The organism is Vagococcus sp. WN89Y (genome assembly GCF_052220145.1).
Taxonomy (GTDB): Bacteria; Pseudomonadota; Gammaproteobacteria; order Enterobacterales; family Enterobacteriaceae; genus Kosakonia.
The window spans coordinates 23,565-40,172 of sequence record NZ_JBQPOM010000055.1 but is presented as its reverse complement, the minus strand read 5'-3'; the positions used below and the strand labels follow the sequence as shown (position 1 = coordinate 40,172).

Annotated in this window: 13 protein-coding genes; 4 read left to right on the top strand and 9 right to left on the bottom strand. The window is 54.5% G+C overall.

What is annotated here, in order from left to right; all coding sequences use genetic code 11:
- Positions 1–265: 265 nt before the first annotated feature.
- The 3 genes from ldtD to ACTU3N_RS15860 all read left to right on the top strand — a co-directional run bounded on the left by ldtD (position 266) and on the right by ACTU3N_RS15860 (position 3,451).
- Positions 266–2,059 carry a L,D-transpeptidase gene (ldtD, locus tag ACTU3N_RS15870; protein ID WP_443087084.1) on the top strand — a complete coding sequence of 598 codons (1,794 nt, stop codon included), beginning with the start codon at positions 266–268 and terminating at the stop codon, positions 2,057–2,059.
- A 183-nt stretch (positions 2,060–2,242) separates the two neighbouring features.
- A complete protein-coding gene (locus ACTU3N_RS15865) occupies positions 2,243–2,791 on the top strand; it encodes a DUF882 domain-containing protein (RefSeq protein ID WP_443087083.1) in 549 nt (182 codons plus the stop codon).
- Positions 2,792–2,818: 27 nt separating this feature from the next.
- Positions 2,819–3,451 carry an MBL fold metallo-hydrolase gene (locus ACTU3N_RS15860; RefSeq protein WP_443087082.1) on the top strand — a complete coding sequence of 211 codons (633 nt, stop codon included), beginning with the start codon at positions 2,819–2,821 and terminating at the stop codon, positions 3,449–3,451.
- A gap of 56 nt (positions 3,452–3,507) precedes the next feature.
- Here the strand turns inward: ACTU3N_RS15860 and ACTU3N_RS15855 are convergent, their stop codons facing one another.
- From ACTU3N_RS15855 to pncB, 4 genes are all read right to left on the bottom strand, one after another.
- Positions 3,508–4,698: an amino acid aminotransferase gene (locus ACTU3N_RS15855; protein ID WP_443087081.1), complete on the bottom strand. Its 1,191-nt coding sequence runs from the start codon at positions 4,696–4,698 to the stop codon at positions 3,508–3,510.
- A 186-nt stretch (positions 4,699–4,884) separates the two neighbouring features.
- Entirely contained in the window at positions 4,885–5,979 is a 1,095-nt protein-coding gene (gene ompF / locus ACTU3N_RS15850; protein ID WP_443087080.1) for a porin OmpF, read from the bottom strand.
- Between the two features lie 604 nt (positions 5,980–6,583).
- Positions 6,584–7,984 (bottom strand): asparagine--tRNA ligase, encoded by a 1,401-nt coding sequence (gene asnS, locus ACTU3N_RS15845; RefSeq protein ID WP_443087079.1) that lies wholly within the window; start codon positions 7,982–7,984, stop codon positions 6,584–6,586.
- 159 nt (positions 7,985–8,143) lie between these two features.
- Entirely contained in the window at positions 8,144–9,346 is a 1,203-nt protein-coding gene (gene pncB / locus ACTU3N_RS15840; protein WP_443087078.1) for a nicotinate phosphoribosyltransferase, read from the bottom strand.
- Between the two features lie 265 nt (positions 9,347–9,611).
- Here pncB and pepN point away from each other — a divergent pair, with 265 nt between their 5' ends.
- Positions 9,612–12,224 carry an aminopeptidase N gene (pepN, locus tag ACTU3N_RS15835; protein WP_443087077.1) on the top strand — a complete coding sequence of 871 codons (2,613 nt, stop codon included), beginning with the start codon at positions 9,612–9,614 and terminating at the stop codon, positions 12,222–12,224.
- A 33-nt stretch (positions 12,225–12,257) separates the two neighbouring features.
- Here pepN and ssuB read toward each other — a convergent pair whose 3' ends face one another.
- The 5 genes from ssuB to ssuE are packed head-to-tail and all read right to left on the bottom strand — an operon-like array spanning position 12,258 to position 16,487.
- Positions 12,258–13,034: an aliphatic sulfonates ABC transporter ATP-binding protein gene (ssuB, locus tag ACTU3N_RS15830; protein WP_443087076.1), complete on the bottom strand. Its 777-nt coding sequence runs from the start codon at positions 13,032–13,034 to the stop codon at positions 12,258–12,260.
- Positions 13,031–13,816, bottom strand: a complete 786-nt coding sequence (gene ssuC, locus ACTU3N_RS15825; RefSeq protein ID WP_443087075.1) for an aliphatic sulfonate ABC transporter permease SsuC — start codon at positions 13,814–13,816, stop codon at positions 13,031–13,033. The genes ssuB and ssuC overlap by 4 nt, the downstream gene beginning before the upstream one ends.
- Position 13,817: 1 nt before the next feature.
- Positions 13,818–14,969 (bottom strand): FMNH2-dependent alkanesulfonate monooxygenase, encoded by a 1,152-nt coding sequence (gene ssuD, locus ACTU3N_RS15820; RefSeq protein WP_443087074.1) that lies wholly within the window; start codon positions 14,967–14,969, stop codon positions 13,818–13,820.
- The gene (locus tag ACTU3N_RS15815) at positions 14,966–15,919 is read right to left on the bottom strand and encodes a sulfonate ABC transporter substrate-binding protein (protein ID WP_443087073.1); all 954 of its coding nucleotides are present in this window, start codon (positions 15,917–15,919) and stop codon (positions 14,966–14,968) included. Before ACTU3N_RS15815 ends, ssuD begins: the two co-directional genes overlap by 4 nt.
- Entirely contained in the window at positions 15,912–16,487 is a 576-nt protein-coding gene (gene ssuE, locus ACTU3N_RS15810) for an NADPH-dependent FMN reductase (RefSeq protein WP_443087072.1), read from the bottom strand. Before ssuE ends, ACTU3N_RS15815 begins: the two co-directional genes overlap by 8 nt.
- Positions 16,488–16,608: the final 121 nt, after the last annotated feature.

Here is a 16,608-nt window from a genome sequence, read left to right as displayed (position 1 = left end):
GTAAAAGAATCTGTGGCAATTTATAACCATGAACGGCCACATCTGGCCCTGAAATACAAAACGCCTGATGATGTTCATCAGGCGTTTTACAGGCGGAAGAGTGTCAACCTATATCAGGACTAGTCATAGAGAAGCATTGCCAGACGGTGTAAAATCTTTAAACTTCTTTACCTTAGGCAAGGCAAAGGTATCTTTCTCTCTATATACTGATTAATGAATTGTGACTTTTTCGTCACGAGAATGTATTAGAAACAAGGGGCAAGGGATGTTGCAGAAGTTGTATGGTCGTCGAATGTCGGCGCTAAGTTTATGCCTGGCATTTGCATTCGCTCCACTGTTCAGTGTCCAGGCCGACGAGCCTGAAATGATACCGGTAGATAGCTCAGCGACCACGGGTGAGCAGCCGGCGCAACTGCCGCAGCCGCTGGAGCAGTCGCCGTCGACTGCCATGATGGCAGGCGTTACGCCATTCCCGGACGGTGTTTCCGTGGCGGATGTTCGCGCCCGGTTGCAGGCGCAGCTACCCGCGAATTATACGCCGGTCTATATGAATCAGCTTGCCGCGCTGTATGCTGCCCGCGACGAGAAGCCCATGTGGGACAACCGCGATGCAGTGCAGGCTTTTCAGCAGCAGCTGGCGGAAGTTGCCATCGCCGGATTCCAGCCGCAATTTACCACCTGGGTTGAGCTATTAACCGATCCGGGCGTTTCCGGGATGGCACGCGATGTTGTGCTCTCTGACGCGATGCTCGGCTACCTGCACTTTGTGGCCTCGATTCAGACGAAAGGGCAGCGCTGGCTCTACAGCGACAAACCGTACAAGCTGGCAACGCCCGCGATTTCTGTGATTAACCAGTGGCAGCTGGCGCTTGATAAAGGCGATCTGCCGGTATTTATCCGCTCGCTGGCCCCACAGCACCCACAATACGCCGCCATGCACGCCTCGTTGCTGGCGCTGGTGACGGATACGCGCCCCTGGCCGCAGCTGACCAGCACGGCCTCTTTGCGCCCGGGCCAGTGGAGCAGGGACATTCCTGCGCTGCGTGAAGTTTTGCAACGCACCGGGATGCTTGACGCTGAGCCTGCAATCGCCTTGCCTGGCGAGACGGTCGCCGTCAGCCCGTCAGCGCAGCCGCAAAAAGAGGCCCGCCGCGAGCCGTATGACAGAACCCTGGTCGACGCGGTGAAACGCTTCCAGGCCTGGCAAGGATTGCATGCGGATGGTGTTATCGGTAAAGCGACACGCGAATGGCTGAATGTGACGCCTGCGCAACGTGCCGGGCTGCTGGCGCTTAATATTCAGCGTCTGCGCTTGTTGCCGGGCAAACTATCGACCGGGATTATGGTCAACATCCCGGAATATTCGCTGGTGTATTACCTCAACGGTAATCAGGTGCTGGCATCAAAAGTGATTGTGGGTCGACCGGATCGTAAAACGCCGATGATGAGCAGCGCGCTGAATAACGTGGTGGTTAACCCGCCGTGGAATGTGCCGCCGACGCTGGCGCGCCAGGATATTTTGCCCAAAGTGTGGAACGATCCGGGCTATCTTGAACGCCACGGTTACACGGTGCTGCGCGGCTGGAACAGTAAAGAAGCTATCAATCCCTGGAATGTAGACTGGGCAACCATAACGCCGTCGAATCTGCCGTTCCGTTTCCAGCAGGCGCCGGGTGCGACCAACTCCCTGGGCCGCTACAAATTTAATATGCCGAGTTCAGACGCAATTTATTTGCACGATACTCCTAATCACAACCTGTTTCAGAAAGAGGCGCGGGCGTTAAGTTCCGGCTGCGTGCGGGTAAATAAAGCGTCAGAGCTGGCAAATATGTTGTTACAGGATGCGGGCTGGAACGATACGCGTATTTCCGATGCGTTAAAGCAGGGCGAAACGCGCTATGTGAATATCCGGCAAAATATTCCGGTTAATCTTTATTACCTGACCGCTTTTGTCGGGGAAGATGGTCGTACGCAATACCGCACAGATATTTACAATTATGATCTCACCGCGCGATCTGGCGCACAAATTTTGCCAAAAGTAGAGCAATTAATCCGGTAAATTAAACAGTTTGAGAAAATATATTGTCTCAACAACAGGCGAAAACAGGCCCTTTGCGCTACGGGGCCTGAATTTGCTGGGTTCAGGCGTCTTGACGTGAGCTTTCATGCCCGGTAATGTGCCTGACGTGCGCTAAAAAGTGCATAAATAACGTTCACTTTTTGATTTACCGTAGATATTATCATGGATAAATTTAACGCTAATCGCCGCAAATTGCTGGCGTTGGGTGGGGTCGCTCTCGGTGCCGCCTTTCTCCCGACTTCCGCATTTGCAACCCTGGCTACTCCACGCCCGCGTATTTTAACCCTTAATAACCTTCATACAGGAGAGTCTATTAAAGCTGAGTTTTTCGACGGCAAGGGCTATATTCAGGAAGAATTAGCAAAACTTAATCACTTTTTCCGTGATTATCGCGCGAATAAAATCAAAGCTATCGATCCTTTACTTTTTGACCAACTCTTTCGCTTGCAAGGATTACTGGGTACCCGTAAACCCGTGCAATTAATCTCCGGCTATCGCTGTCTTGATACCAATAATGAACTTCGCGCCCACAGTCGCGGCGTGGCGAAGAAAAGTTATCACACCAAAGGTCAGGCGATGGATTTTCACATTGAAGGGATTACCCTGAGCAATATTCGCAAAGCGGCGTTATCTCTGCGCGCTGGTGGTGTAGGATATTACCCCAGAAGCAACTTTGTGCATATTGATACCGGGCCAATACGGCACTGGTAAAACCCAGGACTGAATTACAGGAGCAGTATGAACTATCGTATTATTCCGGTTACCGCTTTCTCGCAGAATTGTTCATTGATCTGGTGCGAGCAGACCCAGCTCGCGGCGGTGGTCGATCCGGGTGGCGATGCCGGGCGCATCATTGAGGAAGTTGATGCTGCTGGCGTGACGCTGACACAAATTCTGCTCACTCACGGCCACCTGGATCATGTCGGCGCGGCTGCTGAGCTGGCGCAACACTACGGTGTGCCGATTATCGGCCCGGAAAAAGAAGATGAGTTCTGGCTGCAAGGTCTGCCTGCACAGAGCCGCATGTTTGGGCTGGATGATTGCCAGCCGCTTACGCCGGATCGCTGGCTGAATGAGGGCGACAGCGTGACGGTCGGGAAGGTGAGCCTGCAGGTGCTTCACTGCCCGGGGCATACGCCGGGGCATGTGGTGTTCTTTGACGCGCAGTCCCGGCTGCTTATCTCCGGCGACGTGGTGTTTAAAGGCGGCGTCGGGCGCAGTGACTTCCCGCAGGGCAGCCATACGCAGCTGATTGATTCCATCAAGCATAAACTGCTGCCGCTGGGCGACGACGTGACTTTTATTCCAGGCCACGGCCCGATGTCGACGCTGGGCAACGAACGCCTGCACAATCCGTTCCTGCAGGACTGATACGGCAGGTAAACAAAAAAGGGTCGCTCTGGCGACCCTTTTGCTTTGGCGGCTGCTTACAGCACGGCGACGATCGCTTCACACAGCGGCGACATATTGTCCGGCGTCATACCCGCAACGTTGATGCGCCCGGACGCGACGGCGTAAACGCCAAACTCTTCGCGCAGGCGCAACACCTGCTCTTTGGTCAAACCGCTAAACGAAAACATACCGTTCTGGCGAGTGATAAAGCTGAAATCGCCGGCGGCGCCTTTTTCCTGCAACGTGTTCACAAACAGCAAGCGCATACGCTGAATGCGCTGGCGCATATCGGTCAGCTCCTGTTCCCAGATAGCGCGCAGCGTCTCATTGCTGAGAATGGTCGCCACCACAGAAGCACCGTGAGCCGGTGGGTTAGAGTAGTTGGCGCGGATAACGGCTTTCATCTGGCTGAATGCGCGATCGACGGTCTGTGCATCAGCCGCGACCAGCGTGCAGGCACCGACGCGCTCATTATAAAGGCCGAAGTTTTTTGAGTAGGAGCTGGCAACCAGCAGTTCCTGATGGACGGCGGCAAATGCACGCAGACCTTCAGCATCCTCTTCCAGACCGCGCGCGAAGCCCTGATAGGCGAAGTCAAACAGCGGCAGCCAGCCTTTCTCTAACGACAGTTTTGCCAGCGTTTCCCACTGTTCCAGCGTCGGATCGATACCGGTCGGGTTATGGCAGCAGCCGTGGAACAGCACCACATCGCCCGCTTGCGCATTGCTCAGGCTTGAGAGCATACCGTCGAAATCCAGCGCATGGTTTACGGCGTCGTAATAGGTGTATTCACAGACTTCCAGACCGGCGGAGTTGAACACGCCTTTATGGTTCGGCCAGCTCGGGTTGCTGACCCAAACGCGTTTAACGTTGGTGTTTTTAGCAAGGAAATCCGCCGCAACGCGCAGGCCACCGGTGCCGCCAGGCGTTTGCGCTGTACGAGCACGTTTGTCGCTGATAATCGCACTGCCTTTGCCGAAAAGCAGCTCCTGCGTACAGCGGGCGAACTCGGGGATACCGTCAATGCCGAGGTAGTTTTTGGTGGTTTCGTTTTCCAGCAAATATTGTTCGGCTTTTTTTACGCTGGTGAGCACCGGCGTTTTACCGGTTTCATCTTTATACACACCGATACCGAGGTTAATTTTTGTCGGGCGTTCATCGGCGCGAAACAGATCGGCCAGGCCCAGAATAGGGTCGGCAGGGGCAGCGGTAATATTCTCAAACATGACGAGGTTCCATTTTGGTGACAGAAGAGAAGTCCGCTATCAGGTTAACGGCTGTCGCAGGAATTGCCAACCGTTTGCGATAAAAAGCGCGAGGCTTCTCAAATCTCACCGCGATATGTTTGCCGCATATAAAAAAACAGGGCCGTAGCCCTGTTTGATATGCATATAACAGTCGAGGGGGACTGATTAGAACTGGTAGGTCAGACCTACAGCCGCCTGGTCATCAGCACCGATGCCGTAGGTGCTTGCGCTGTAGTCGTTGTCATCCAGCAGGTTGAAACGGTAGTCAGCCCATACGTTCATGTTTTTGTTGAAGTAGTAGGTTACGCCAGCCTGGATATATTTCGCCAGGTCAGCGGAGCTATCAGCACCGTTGAGTTTTTTACCCTTGCTCTGAACATAAGAGATTGCCGGGCGCAGACCGAAGTCGAACTGATACTGAGCAACCGCTTCGAAGTTCTGAGTCTTGTTTGCGAATTCAGTACCTGTTGTCTCGCTGTCAACAATGGTCATGTTGCGCGTTTCGGAATATACCGTGGCCAGGTAGATGTTGTTCGCATCATATTTAGCGCCTACAGCCCAAACTTCCGCACGCTTGCCGTTACCGTCAAGTAATTCTTGATCGTTAGTACGATCAGAGTTGCCGTAAGCAGCGGTTACGCCGAAGCCTTCAGCAAACTGATAATCGACTGAGTAACCCACGCCATCGCCGTTCTGTGCGATGATGCTGTGGTTGGATTCATTTTTACCCTGATACTGAATGGCAAAAGATAACCCATCAACCAGACCGAAGAAGTCTGAGTTGCGGTAGGTCAGCAGGCCACCCGCACGGCTGGTCATAAAGTTATCGGTGTAAGCACCACCCCAGGTTTCGCCGGAGAAGTACGGCGCCATATCGGTATAGGACTCAACATCATAAATTACGCCGTAGTTACGACCGTAATCAATGGAGCCTGCATCAGCGATTTTCAGACCAGCGAAAGCCAGACGGGTGTTGCCGTTCTGCTGTTCGCCTTCAGCGCGGTTAGCCATGGTACGGTATTCCCACTGGCCGAAACCGGTCAGATCGCTGTTGATCTGCGTTTCGCCTTTAAAACCAATCTGAGCATAAGACGAATCACTGTTAGAGCTGTTGCCGTTAGTCGTCCAGACGTGACGACCTACCGCTTTCCCGTACAGGTCAACTTTGTTGCCATCTTTGTTATAAATTTCAGCCGCGTTTGCCGCACTGGCTGCCAGCAGGGCAGGGATAACCACTGCCAGGATATTGCGCTTCATCATTATTTATTACCCTCATTGGTTTTTATGGACACCTGCCACTGCCGTCAATAAATTTCGTCAATATATCTTTACGAAACTATTGATGAGAGTTTGGTGTCTTTCTGTGTCTGAGAGGCATCTTTCCATTCATATTCGCGTTTCGCTAGCCGGAAAGTGCTACAAATGTCTTAAAGGAGTAACAAAAAGAAATATTGTGTAAATATTTATGAATTTTAGGGAACTTTGTGAACCATCTCAAATTTCAACGCCGAGTGTGGAGAAAAACGACAGAACCTTTCCTATTTATATGAATTACTTATATTTAATTTATCTAAAGCCTTTTCTTATTTAAGAATCATTCGCATCTTGTTTTTCCTTATGATGTCGTTTAGCCGTCCGGATAGCTGTATATATTTTAGCCAAAAGTGCTATGGGTAAGAAATATCTAATGCGCAATAACGTTGTGCCTATTTTTGGTGTAAGAGTGTTACAGGCGCAAAAAAATGCGAAGAAACGTAAAGAACGTTGTGCGAAGGCTGGAAATGAAAGAGGAGTGTTAACTTTTATTGACGCATAAGAAAAAGGCCAGCGCGATGGCTGGCCCTGAGGAACATTCGGAAAATAATCAGAACGTTGCGTTGCGCGGTGTGCGCGGGAAAGGGATAACATCACGCACGTTTTGCACGCCGGTGACATAGGCAATCAGGCGCTCGAAGCCAAGACCAAAACCGGAGTGCGGTACGGTGCCATAACGGCGCAGATCGCGATACCACCAGTAGTCTTCTTTATTCAGGCCCATCTCCGCCATACGGGCGTCCAGCACATCAAGGCGCTCTTCACGCTGCGAACCACCGATGATTTCACCGATCCCCGGCGCAAGAACGTCCATTGCCGCCACGGTTTTACCGTCTTCATTAAGGCGCATATAGAACGCTTTGATATCTTTCGGGTAGTTTTTAACTACCACTGGCGCTTTAAAATGTTTCTCCGCGAGATAGCGTTCATGCTCGGAGGCCAGATCAACGCCCCAGTACACCGGGTTTTCGAACTTCTCGCCACACTTCTCAAGGATGGCAACGGCCTCGGTGTAATCCACCTGCGCAAAGTCGGCGGCCACAAAACGCTCCAGGCGGCCAATCGCGTCTTTATCGACACGCTCAGCAAAGAACTGCATATCATCCATACGCTCATTAAGCACGGCCTGGAAAGCGTATTTCAGCATGCCTTCCGCCAGCCCCGCGACATCGTCAAGATTGGCGAACGCGACTTCCGGCTCCAGCATCCAGAACTCAGCCAGATGGCGGCTGGTATTGGAGTTTTCCGCACGGAAGGTCGGACCGAAGGTGTAAATTTTTGACAGCGCACAGGCATAGGTTTCGCCGTTAAGCTGGCCGGAGACGGTCAAAAACGACTCTTTGCCGAAAAAGTCTTTGTCATAATCCACTTTGCCTTCCGGCGTGCGCGGCAGGTTTTCCATATCCAGCGTGGACACGCGGAACATCTCACCTGCGCCTTCGGTATCAGACGCGGTGATAAGCGGCGTGGAGACCCAGAAAAAGCCCTGCTCGTCAAAATAGCGGTGCAAGGCCTGCGCCAGCGTATGGCGAACACGGGCAACGGCACCGATAAGGTTCGTGCGCGGACGCAGGTGCGCCACTTCGCGCAGGTACTCTATGCTGTGGCGTTTTGCCGCCATCGGGTAGGTATCCGGATCTTCAACCCAGCCGGTGACTTCAACATGCGTTGCCTGAATTTCCAGGCTCTGGCCTTCGCCGGGGGAGGCCACGACTTTACCGGTTACAATAACCGAGCAGCCGGTGGTCAGGCGCAGCACTTCAGTCGTGTAATTGGGCAGAGAATTATTAATAACGGCCTGTACTGGATTAAAGCAGGAACCGTCATAAACGGCGAGGAAGGAGATACCAGCTTTAGAATCTCGGCGGGTGCGCACCCATCCGCGTACGGTGACTTCGCTATCGACGTCTACGCGGCCATGGAATACGTCGGCTACAGGCACAACGCTCATAATATTCTCTCTGTTAATAAGTCGGAAAAAATAATCACTTGTCCACCCGGGAAGGGGGGATATCTATGTTACCTGGCGTACGCCATCAGACAAGCAGAATTCGCAGGAACGATTAATAAAAGTCGGGAAAAAAAGGGGAGCGCTATGGCTCCCCTGCAATTAACTGGCTTTTTTTATCTGCGGCAGGTCGAACGCTTTGCGTAGCGCGCGCACAAACGCTTTGTCGTGACAAATCGTTTTTCCGGGGCTGTCGGATAATTTCGCCACCGGTTTGCCGTTACACTCAACAAGCTTGATGACAATATTGAGCGGCTTAACATGAGGAATATCGCAGGTCAGGCGCGTACCAATACCAAAGCCGAGTTTGACGCGTGTTGCGAAGTGGCAGTAGAGATCCAGCGCTTTATTCAGATCAAGGTTATCGGAGAACACAAGCGTTTTTGATAACGGATCAATGCCGAGTTTTTCATAATGCGCTATGGCTTTTTCGCCCCATTCCACCGGATCGCCGGAGTCGTGACGTAACCCCTGGTAACGGGTGGCGAACTCTTCGCCAAAATCGCGCAAGAAAGCATCCATGGTGATGCAGTCGGTCAGGGCGATACCCAGCTGGTCAGGATACTCCTCAAGCCATGCGGCAAGTGCGGCGCGCTGGCTGGTGGCGAGGCTTGGGCTTATCTGCTGGTGTGCCTGGAACCATTCGTGCGCCTGGGTACCCATTGGGGTAAGCGACAGGCGGCGCGCCAGATCGTAGTTACTGGTGCCCACGAACCACGGCTCCTGCTGCAGGCGTTCAACAATAGCCTGCTGCACATCGCGGGAGAAACGGCGGCGGGTGCCGAAATCCATCAGGCGGAAACCGGACATATCAAGCGAAGCGGTGCGGGCAGCGAAATCTGCCAGTTTATCTTCCAGATGAAGCAGAGCCTGCTGCACGCCTGCCTGCGGTGAGCGGTAGTGGTGCACCACTTCACTGATAACGGCCAGCAGCGGCACTTCCCACATAATCACTTCGCGCCATGGGCCGGAAAGGCGAATATCAAGTTTGCCGTTATCGTTGGTGATAACCACTTGCTGAGGATCGTAGCGGAACTCGCGCAGCCAGTTGAGATAATCAGTTTTGAAAAAAGGCAGGCCGGACAACCACTGGTACTCATCATCCTGGAGCCGTAAATGCTGCATTGCATCAACGTGCTCACGGATAGCATCGGCATAAATACCCAGCAGATCGTCGCCGCGGCAGCGGAATTCGGCCGTAACGTGGACATCATAATAATGATGGAACACCGCTTGCTGCATATGCAGTTTGTATGCGTCAGTATCCAGCAGCGTTTGCAGACCAGGGAAAGCGAGTTGTGTCATGGCGCGCAGTAGCATCCTCTTACAGGAGCGTTTAGTACAATAAACAAAGCAGGTAATGGCTGGAGTATACCTTGTTTACCAGGTTATTGAACCCTGATCACAACATATCGTTACAAGTGGGTCGATAGCGATTTGTGCCTCTTTGTTAAGATAATGTAGCAATCAGAGCTTTTCCCTCTGAAAAGATAAACATTCTGCATGGCGCGATTTCCGCAACCGGAATAGACTGGAGTCGTAACCATCCTGAAGATGCGAAAGGTTTTTTATGACACAACAGCCACAAGCCAAATACCGCCACGATTACCGTGCGCCGGATTACCAGATTAGCGATATTGACTTGACCTTCGACCTGGACGCGGAAAAAACCGTTGTCACCGCAGTCAGCACCGTGTCGCGCCATAGCGCGTCTGCCGTGCCGCTGCGCCTGGATGGCGGCGAGCTGACGCTGATTTCCCTGCATGTTAACGATACGCCCTGGACGAACTATAAATTAGAAGACCAGCAGCTGATTATCGACGGCTTACCGGAGCGTTTTACCCTGCGCATCGTCAATGAAGTCAGCCCGGCGGCCAACACCGCGCTGCAAGGGTTGTATCAGTCCGGCGAAGGGCTGTGCACCCAGTGTGAAGCAGAAGGCTTCCGTTATATTACCTGGTATCTCGACCGCCCGGATGTGCTGGCGCGTTTTACCACCAAACTGATAGCCGACAAACAGCGCTACCCGTTCCTGCTTTCTAACGGTAACCGTATCGCGCAGGGCGAGCTGGACAATGGCCGCCACTGGGTACAATGGCAGGACCCGTTCCCGAAACCTTGCTACCTGTTTGCGCTGGTCGCGGGCGACTTTGATGTGCTGCGCGATACGTTCACGACCCGTTCCGGGCGTGAGGTGGCGCTGGAGCTGTATGTCGATCGCGGCAACCTTGATCGCGCGCCGTGGGCCATGACCTCGCTGAAGAATTCCATGAAGTGGGACGAAGAGCGCTTTGGCCTGGAATACGATCTCGACATCTATATGGTTGTCGCCGTTGACTTCTTTAATATGGGCGCGATGGAGAACAAAGGGTTGAATATCTTCAACTCGAAATATGTTCTTGCCCGCACCGATACCGCGACCGATAAGGATTACCTGGATATTGAGCGCGTGATTGGTCACGAGTATTTCCATAACTGGACCGGTAATCGTGTGACCTGCCGCGACTGGTTCCAGCTTAGCCTGAAAGAGGGGCTGACGGTGTTCCGCGATCAGGAGTTCAGCTCCGATCTCGGTTCGCGCGCGGTAAACCGCATCCACAACGTGCGTATCATGCGTGGTTTGCAGTTTGCGGAAGACGCAAGCCCGATGGCGCACCCGATTCGCCCGGACAAAGTTATCGAAATGAATAACTTTTACACCCTGACGGTGTATGAGAAAGGTGCGGAAGTGATCCGGATGCTGCACACATTGCTGGGCGAGGCGAATTTCCAGAAAGGAATGCAGCTCTACTTTGAGCGCCACGACGGCAGCGCGGCGACCTGCGATGACTTTGTGCAGGCGATGGAAGATGCGTCCAATATCGATTTGTCCCATTTCCGCCGCTGGTACAGCCAGGCGGGCACGCCAATTGTTACCGTGCAGGACGATTACAACCCGAATACCGAACAGTATACGTTGACCATCAGCCAGCGCACTCCGCCAACGGCTGAGCAGCAGGAGAAGTTCCCGCTGCATATTCCGTTCGATATCGAGCTGTATGATAACGAAGGCAAGGTGATCCCGCTGCAAAAAGGCGGCCACCCGGTGCATAACGTGCTGAATGTGACCCAGGCAGAGCAGACGTTTGTTTTCGATAATGTCTACTTCCAGCCTGTGCCATCGCTGCTGCGGGAGTTCTCCGCGCCGGTGAAACTGGAATACAACTGGAGCGATCAACAGCTGACGTTCCTGATGCGCCATGCCAGAAATGATTTTTCCCGCTGGGATGCGGCGCAAAGCCTGCTGGCGACGCATATAAAACTGAACGTTGCCCGCCATCAGCAGGGCCAGGCGCTCTCCCTGCCGCTGCATGTCGCCGATGCGTTCCGCGCCATTTTGCTTGATGAGCAGATTGATCCGGCGCTGGCGGCAGAGATCCTGACGCTGCCATCCTCCGGCGAAATCGCGGAACTGTTTGATATTATCGATCCACTTGCCATTGCGGCGGTGCGCGATGCGCTGACCCGCACGCTTGCCGCAGAGCTGGCTGATGAGCTGCTGGCGATTTATCACGCCAATACTCTACCGTCTTATCGGGTGGAACACGCGGATATCGGTAAACGCGCGCTGCGCAATATCTGCCTGCACTATCTGGCCTTTGGCGATGTTGACGCGGCGGATAAACTGGTGAGCGAGCAATACCACACGGCGGACAATATGACCGATGCGCTGGCGGCGCTGTCGGCAGCGGTGGCCGCGCAGCTACCTTGCCGCGAGCAGCTGATGCAGGAGTACGACGACAAGTGGCATGAGAACGGTCTGGTAATGGACAAATGGTTTATGCTGCAGGCGACCAGCCCGGCGAGCAATGTGCTGGAGACGGTTCGTCAGTTGATGCACCACCGTTCGTTCTCGATGAGCAACCCAAACCGTATCCGTGCGCTGATTGGCGCGTTTGCCGGCAGCAATCCGGCGGCGTTCCATGCAGCGGATGGCAGCGGTTATGCGTTCCTCGTTGAGATCCTGACCGATCTGAACCGCCGTAATCCGCAGGTGGCATCGCGGTTAGTTGAACCGCTGATCCGCCTGAAGCGCTACGACGAAAAACGCCAGGCGCTGATGCGTGCAGCGCTGGAGCAGTTGAAAAATCTGGAAAATCTTTCCAGCGACCTGTACGAGAAAATCAGCAAGGCGCTGGCCTAAACGCAGGAAACGGGCGCGTTATGCGCCCGTTAGTTACGCGTGGCGTGCTCTGGCGAAGGGAAGGCTTTCCGACTCGCCACGCAGCATCACCCGGTTGAGCACCTGTTCTTCCAGTTCTGCCAGCTTCACCGAACCCACGCGGCGCGGGCGGGGCAGATCGATGGCCAAATCGAGGCCAATTTTTCCTTCCTCTATAAGCAACACGCGATCGGCCATTGCCACCGCTTCGCTCACATCATGCGTCACCAGCACGACCGTAAAGCCATGTGCCTGCCATAACGAAACGATCATCGCCTGCATCTCAAGGCGGGTTAACGCATCCAGCGCGCCCAGGGGTTCATCCAGCAGCAATAAACCTGGCTGATGCACCAGCGCACGAGCCAGCGCGACGCGCTGTTTTTGCCCACCGGAAAGCGCTGCGGGCCACTCGCCAGCGCGCTGTTCCAGCCCGACCGAATGCAACGCGTTTTGCGCGGCATCGCGCCAGTTTCCTTTTAGCCCCAGCCCGACATTATCAATAACGGATTTCCAGGGCAGTAAGCGTGCGTCCTGGAACATCATCCGCGTGTCACTTTGAATTGTCGCAAGCGGCGTGCTACCGGCCAGCAGTTCTCCGGCGCTTGGTCTTTCCAGCCCGGCCAGCAGACGTAGCAGGGTGCTTTTACCGCCGCCGCTGCGCCCGACAATAGCGACAAATTGCCCGGCGGCGATATGTAAATCGAGCGCGTTAAGAACCGGGTTGCTGGCGTAGTGTTTGCTCACGCCGTTAAGTAACAGCGGGATGCCTTGAGTAAGCCGCGCCGTGTTCATACGTTTGCCTCCTTTTGCAGATACGCGGGGTGCCAGCGTAGCCAAAGGCGCTCAAGCAGCTGAGCGCTGATATCGGCGAGCTTGCCAAGCAGGGCGTAGAGAATAATCGCCACCACCACCACATCGGTTTGCAGGAACTCCCGCGCATTCATCGCCAGGTAGCCAATGCCTGCGTTTGCCGAGATGGTTTCCGCTACAATCAGCGTCAGCCACATCAGGCCGAGCGCAAAGCGCACGCCAACCATAATCGAAGGCAGCGCGCCGGGAAGAATAACGTGGATAAACAGCCCAATCCCCGACAAGCCGTAACTGCGCGCCATCTCCAGCAAGCCGCGGTCGATATTACGGATGCCGTGCCAGGTATTGATATAGATGGGGAATAACGTGCCGAGCGCGACGAGGAAAATTTTCGCGCTCTCATCAATCCCAAACCACAAAATCACCAGCGGGATCAGTGCCAGATGGGGCACGTTACGCAACATCTGAATTGAGGTATCCAGCAGGCGCTCGCCCCAGCGCGACAGCCCGCTAATCAGCCCCAGCGTCAGACCCAGGGTTCCGCCAATGGCGAAACCTGTTACGGCCCGCCAACTACTGATGGTCAGATGCGTCCACAACTCGCCGCTGACGCTAAGCGACCAGAAGGCTTCCAGCACCCCTTCCGGCGAGGGCAGAATGCGTGTCGAGAGCCAGCCGGTAGAGGAGGCAAGTTGCCAGACCAGCACAATCCCGACCGGCAATAGCCAGGGCGCGGCGCGCAGCAACCATTTGTTCTGAGCCATGTTACACCCCGGCTTTGCGCACTTGATGAGGGATAAAGTCATTCGCCACCGTCTCGCCCTGGAGCTGCAAAGGCCGGGGTTGTGGGATCTGTGGGATAGCGACGTCAAGATGCGGGAACAGCAGTTCGCCCACGCGATACGCCTCTTCCAGGTGCGGGTAACCGGAAAGCACAAAGCTGTCGATACCCAGCGCGGCATATTCATTAATACGCGCCGCCACGGTCGGGCCATCGCCAACCAGCGCTGTCCCTGCGCCACCGCGCACCAGCCCGACGCCTGCCCACAGGTTAGGGCTTATCTCAAGGTTGTCGCGTTTACCCTGGTGCAGGGCAGCCATCCGCTGTTGCCCAACCGAATCCTGCCGGGAAAATGCCGCCTGCGCGCGGGCGATGGTCTCATCATCCAGATGTGAAATAAGGTCGTTCGCGGCTTGCCAGGCTTCTGCCGTGGTTTCGCGCACAATCACATGCAGACGGATACCAAAGCGTACCTTACGCCCTCGTGCCGCCGCTTTGGCGCGCACTTGCTCAATCTTCTCTTTCACCTGCTCCGGGGGTTCGCCCCAGGTGAGATAGAGATCAACCTGTTCTGCCGCCAGATCCTGGGCGATATCAGACGAACCGCCAAAGTAGAGCGGCGGGTGAGGCTGCTGCACCGGCGGGAAAAAGATTTTCGCACCGCGGACATGGACATACTTACCGTTAAAATCCACGGTATCGCCTGAAAGCAGGCGTCGCCAGACGTGGGTGAACTCCGCCGAGGCTTCATAACGCTGGGTATGGTCAAGAAACACCCCATCGCCTGCTAATTCCTGCGGATCGCTGCCGGTCACCAGGTTAAACAATGCGCGGCCATTAGACAGCCGGTCGAGCGTTGCGGCCTGGCGTGCCGCCACCGTGGGCGAGGTAACGCTCGGGCGCAGCGCGACCAGAAAACGCAACCGCTGAGTGACCGGGATAAGCGAGGCGGCAACCAGCCAGGCATCTTCGCAGGATCGCCCGGTCGGGATCAGCACGCCGCTGAAACCGATGCGATCCGCCGCCTGGGCAATCTGCTGAAGGTAGCTGCTGTCCACCGGGCGTGAACCAATCTCGGTACCCAGATAGTGTCCATCGCCGTGGGTCGGTAAAAACCAGAACAGATTCAGACTCATGATTTCTCTCCTTGTGGGGTTGGTTGCCAGATTCGGGTACGGATATCCACTTTTTTCGGTACCAGATGATTGGCGTAGAAAAGGTCGGCAGTGTTTTGTTGCAACGCGGCGGTTGCCTCATTAACCGGGGCAATTCGGGTAGGGGGGCGGTGATCGAAATAGGTCGCAATCACCGGCTGCGGCAGTCCCATGGTTTTTGCCAGCAGGGCCACGCTCTCATCACGGTGGCTGATGGTTAACGCATCGGCCTCGCTAAACGTATCCAGCACGCCCTGAATAAAGGCGCCGTACTTTTCGGCATAAGGGCGGGCCGCCAGGTAGAAAGAGCCGGTCTGTTTTAGCGTGGTGCCATCTTTTAGCACCCGCACGCCGCCCTGTAATAAGGCTGCGGAATAATAGGGGTCCCAAATCGCCCAGGCATCGACATTCTCTTGCTGGAACGCGGCGCGGGCATCCGCCGGGGTCAGGAACACCGGCTGGATATCGCTAAATTTCAGCCCGGCTTCCTGCAAGGCGCGCAGCAGCAGATTGTGCGAGCTGGAGCCTTTCTGGAGCGCAACTTTGTGACCTTTTAATTGCGCCACGGTTTTGATAGGGCTGTTTTCGGCTACCAGGATGACTTCCGCCTTTGGTTTTGCCGGTTCGACGCCGACATACAACAAATCGGCACCTGCAGCCTGGGCAAAAATCGGGGGGATATCCCCGGTACTGCCCAAATCGATACTGCCGATATTCAGCGCTTCAAGCATTTGTGGCCCGGCGGGAAATTCAATCCACGAAATTTTTGTCTGCGGATAGCGCTTTTCCAGCAGTTGATGACTTTTTGCCAGCACCATACTGACGCTGCCTTTTTGATAACCGATACGCAATGCATCGGGAGCGGCGGCATGAGACCAGGCAGAGAGCGTCAGTAGCCCGCCGAGGGTCAGATGTTTGAGCAGTTTAAACATGGGCTATCCCCTGTGCGCGGTGAAAATCAGGTGCCGGTACATCACAGCGATGCAGCGCCTGCCAGAAGGTTTCCAGCGCGCTGTCGAGACGGTTTTGCAGGTTGGGCGTGAGCACGGGCTTGTGCTGGTAATCCAGGATCTGGCTATCATCGGCAAAGACCCCGTGCAGGATCTCCTGCGCTTTTAATGCGCTGAGTACCGGTTTCAGGGCGTAATCCACCGCCAGCATATGGGCGATGGTGCCGCCGGTAGCGACGGGGAGCACCACTTTGCCTTCAAGGGCACGTTCCGGCAGCAGGTCGAGCACCGTTTTTAGCGCGCCGGAAAAAGAGGCTTTATACACCGGTGTGGCAACGACTATCCCTTCTGCCGTTTTGAGCTGTTCGATAAAGGTTTGCAACGCCGGGCTATCAAAGCGGGCATAGAGCAGATCCTGTGGCTCAAAATTGTGTAAATGCCAGTGGTACACTTCGATATTCAGCGCGCTCAGGCGTTCCCGGGCATAGGCAAGTAATGCGCTGGAACGTGATGGAAAGCGCGGGCTTCCTGCCAGAGTTATTACACGCATATCAACCTCTTATAACAATTGGTTTGCTTTTTGTTAATCCATATAACATTTTCAGGCAGTGTGACAGAGGTCGTTTATTCCACTAAATGATTTATATGAGGAAAAAATGCTGAAATTTGCA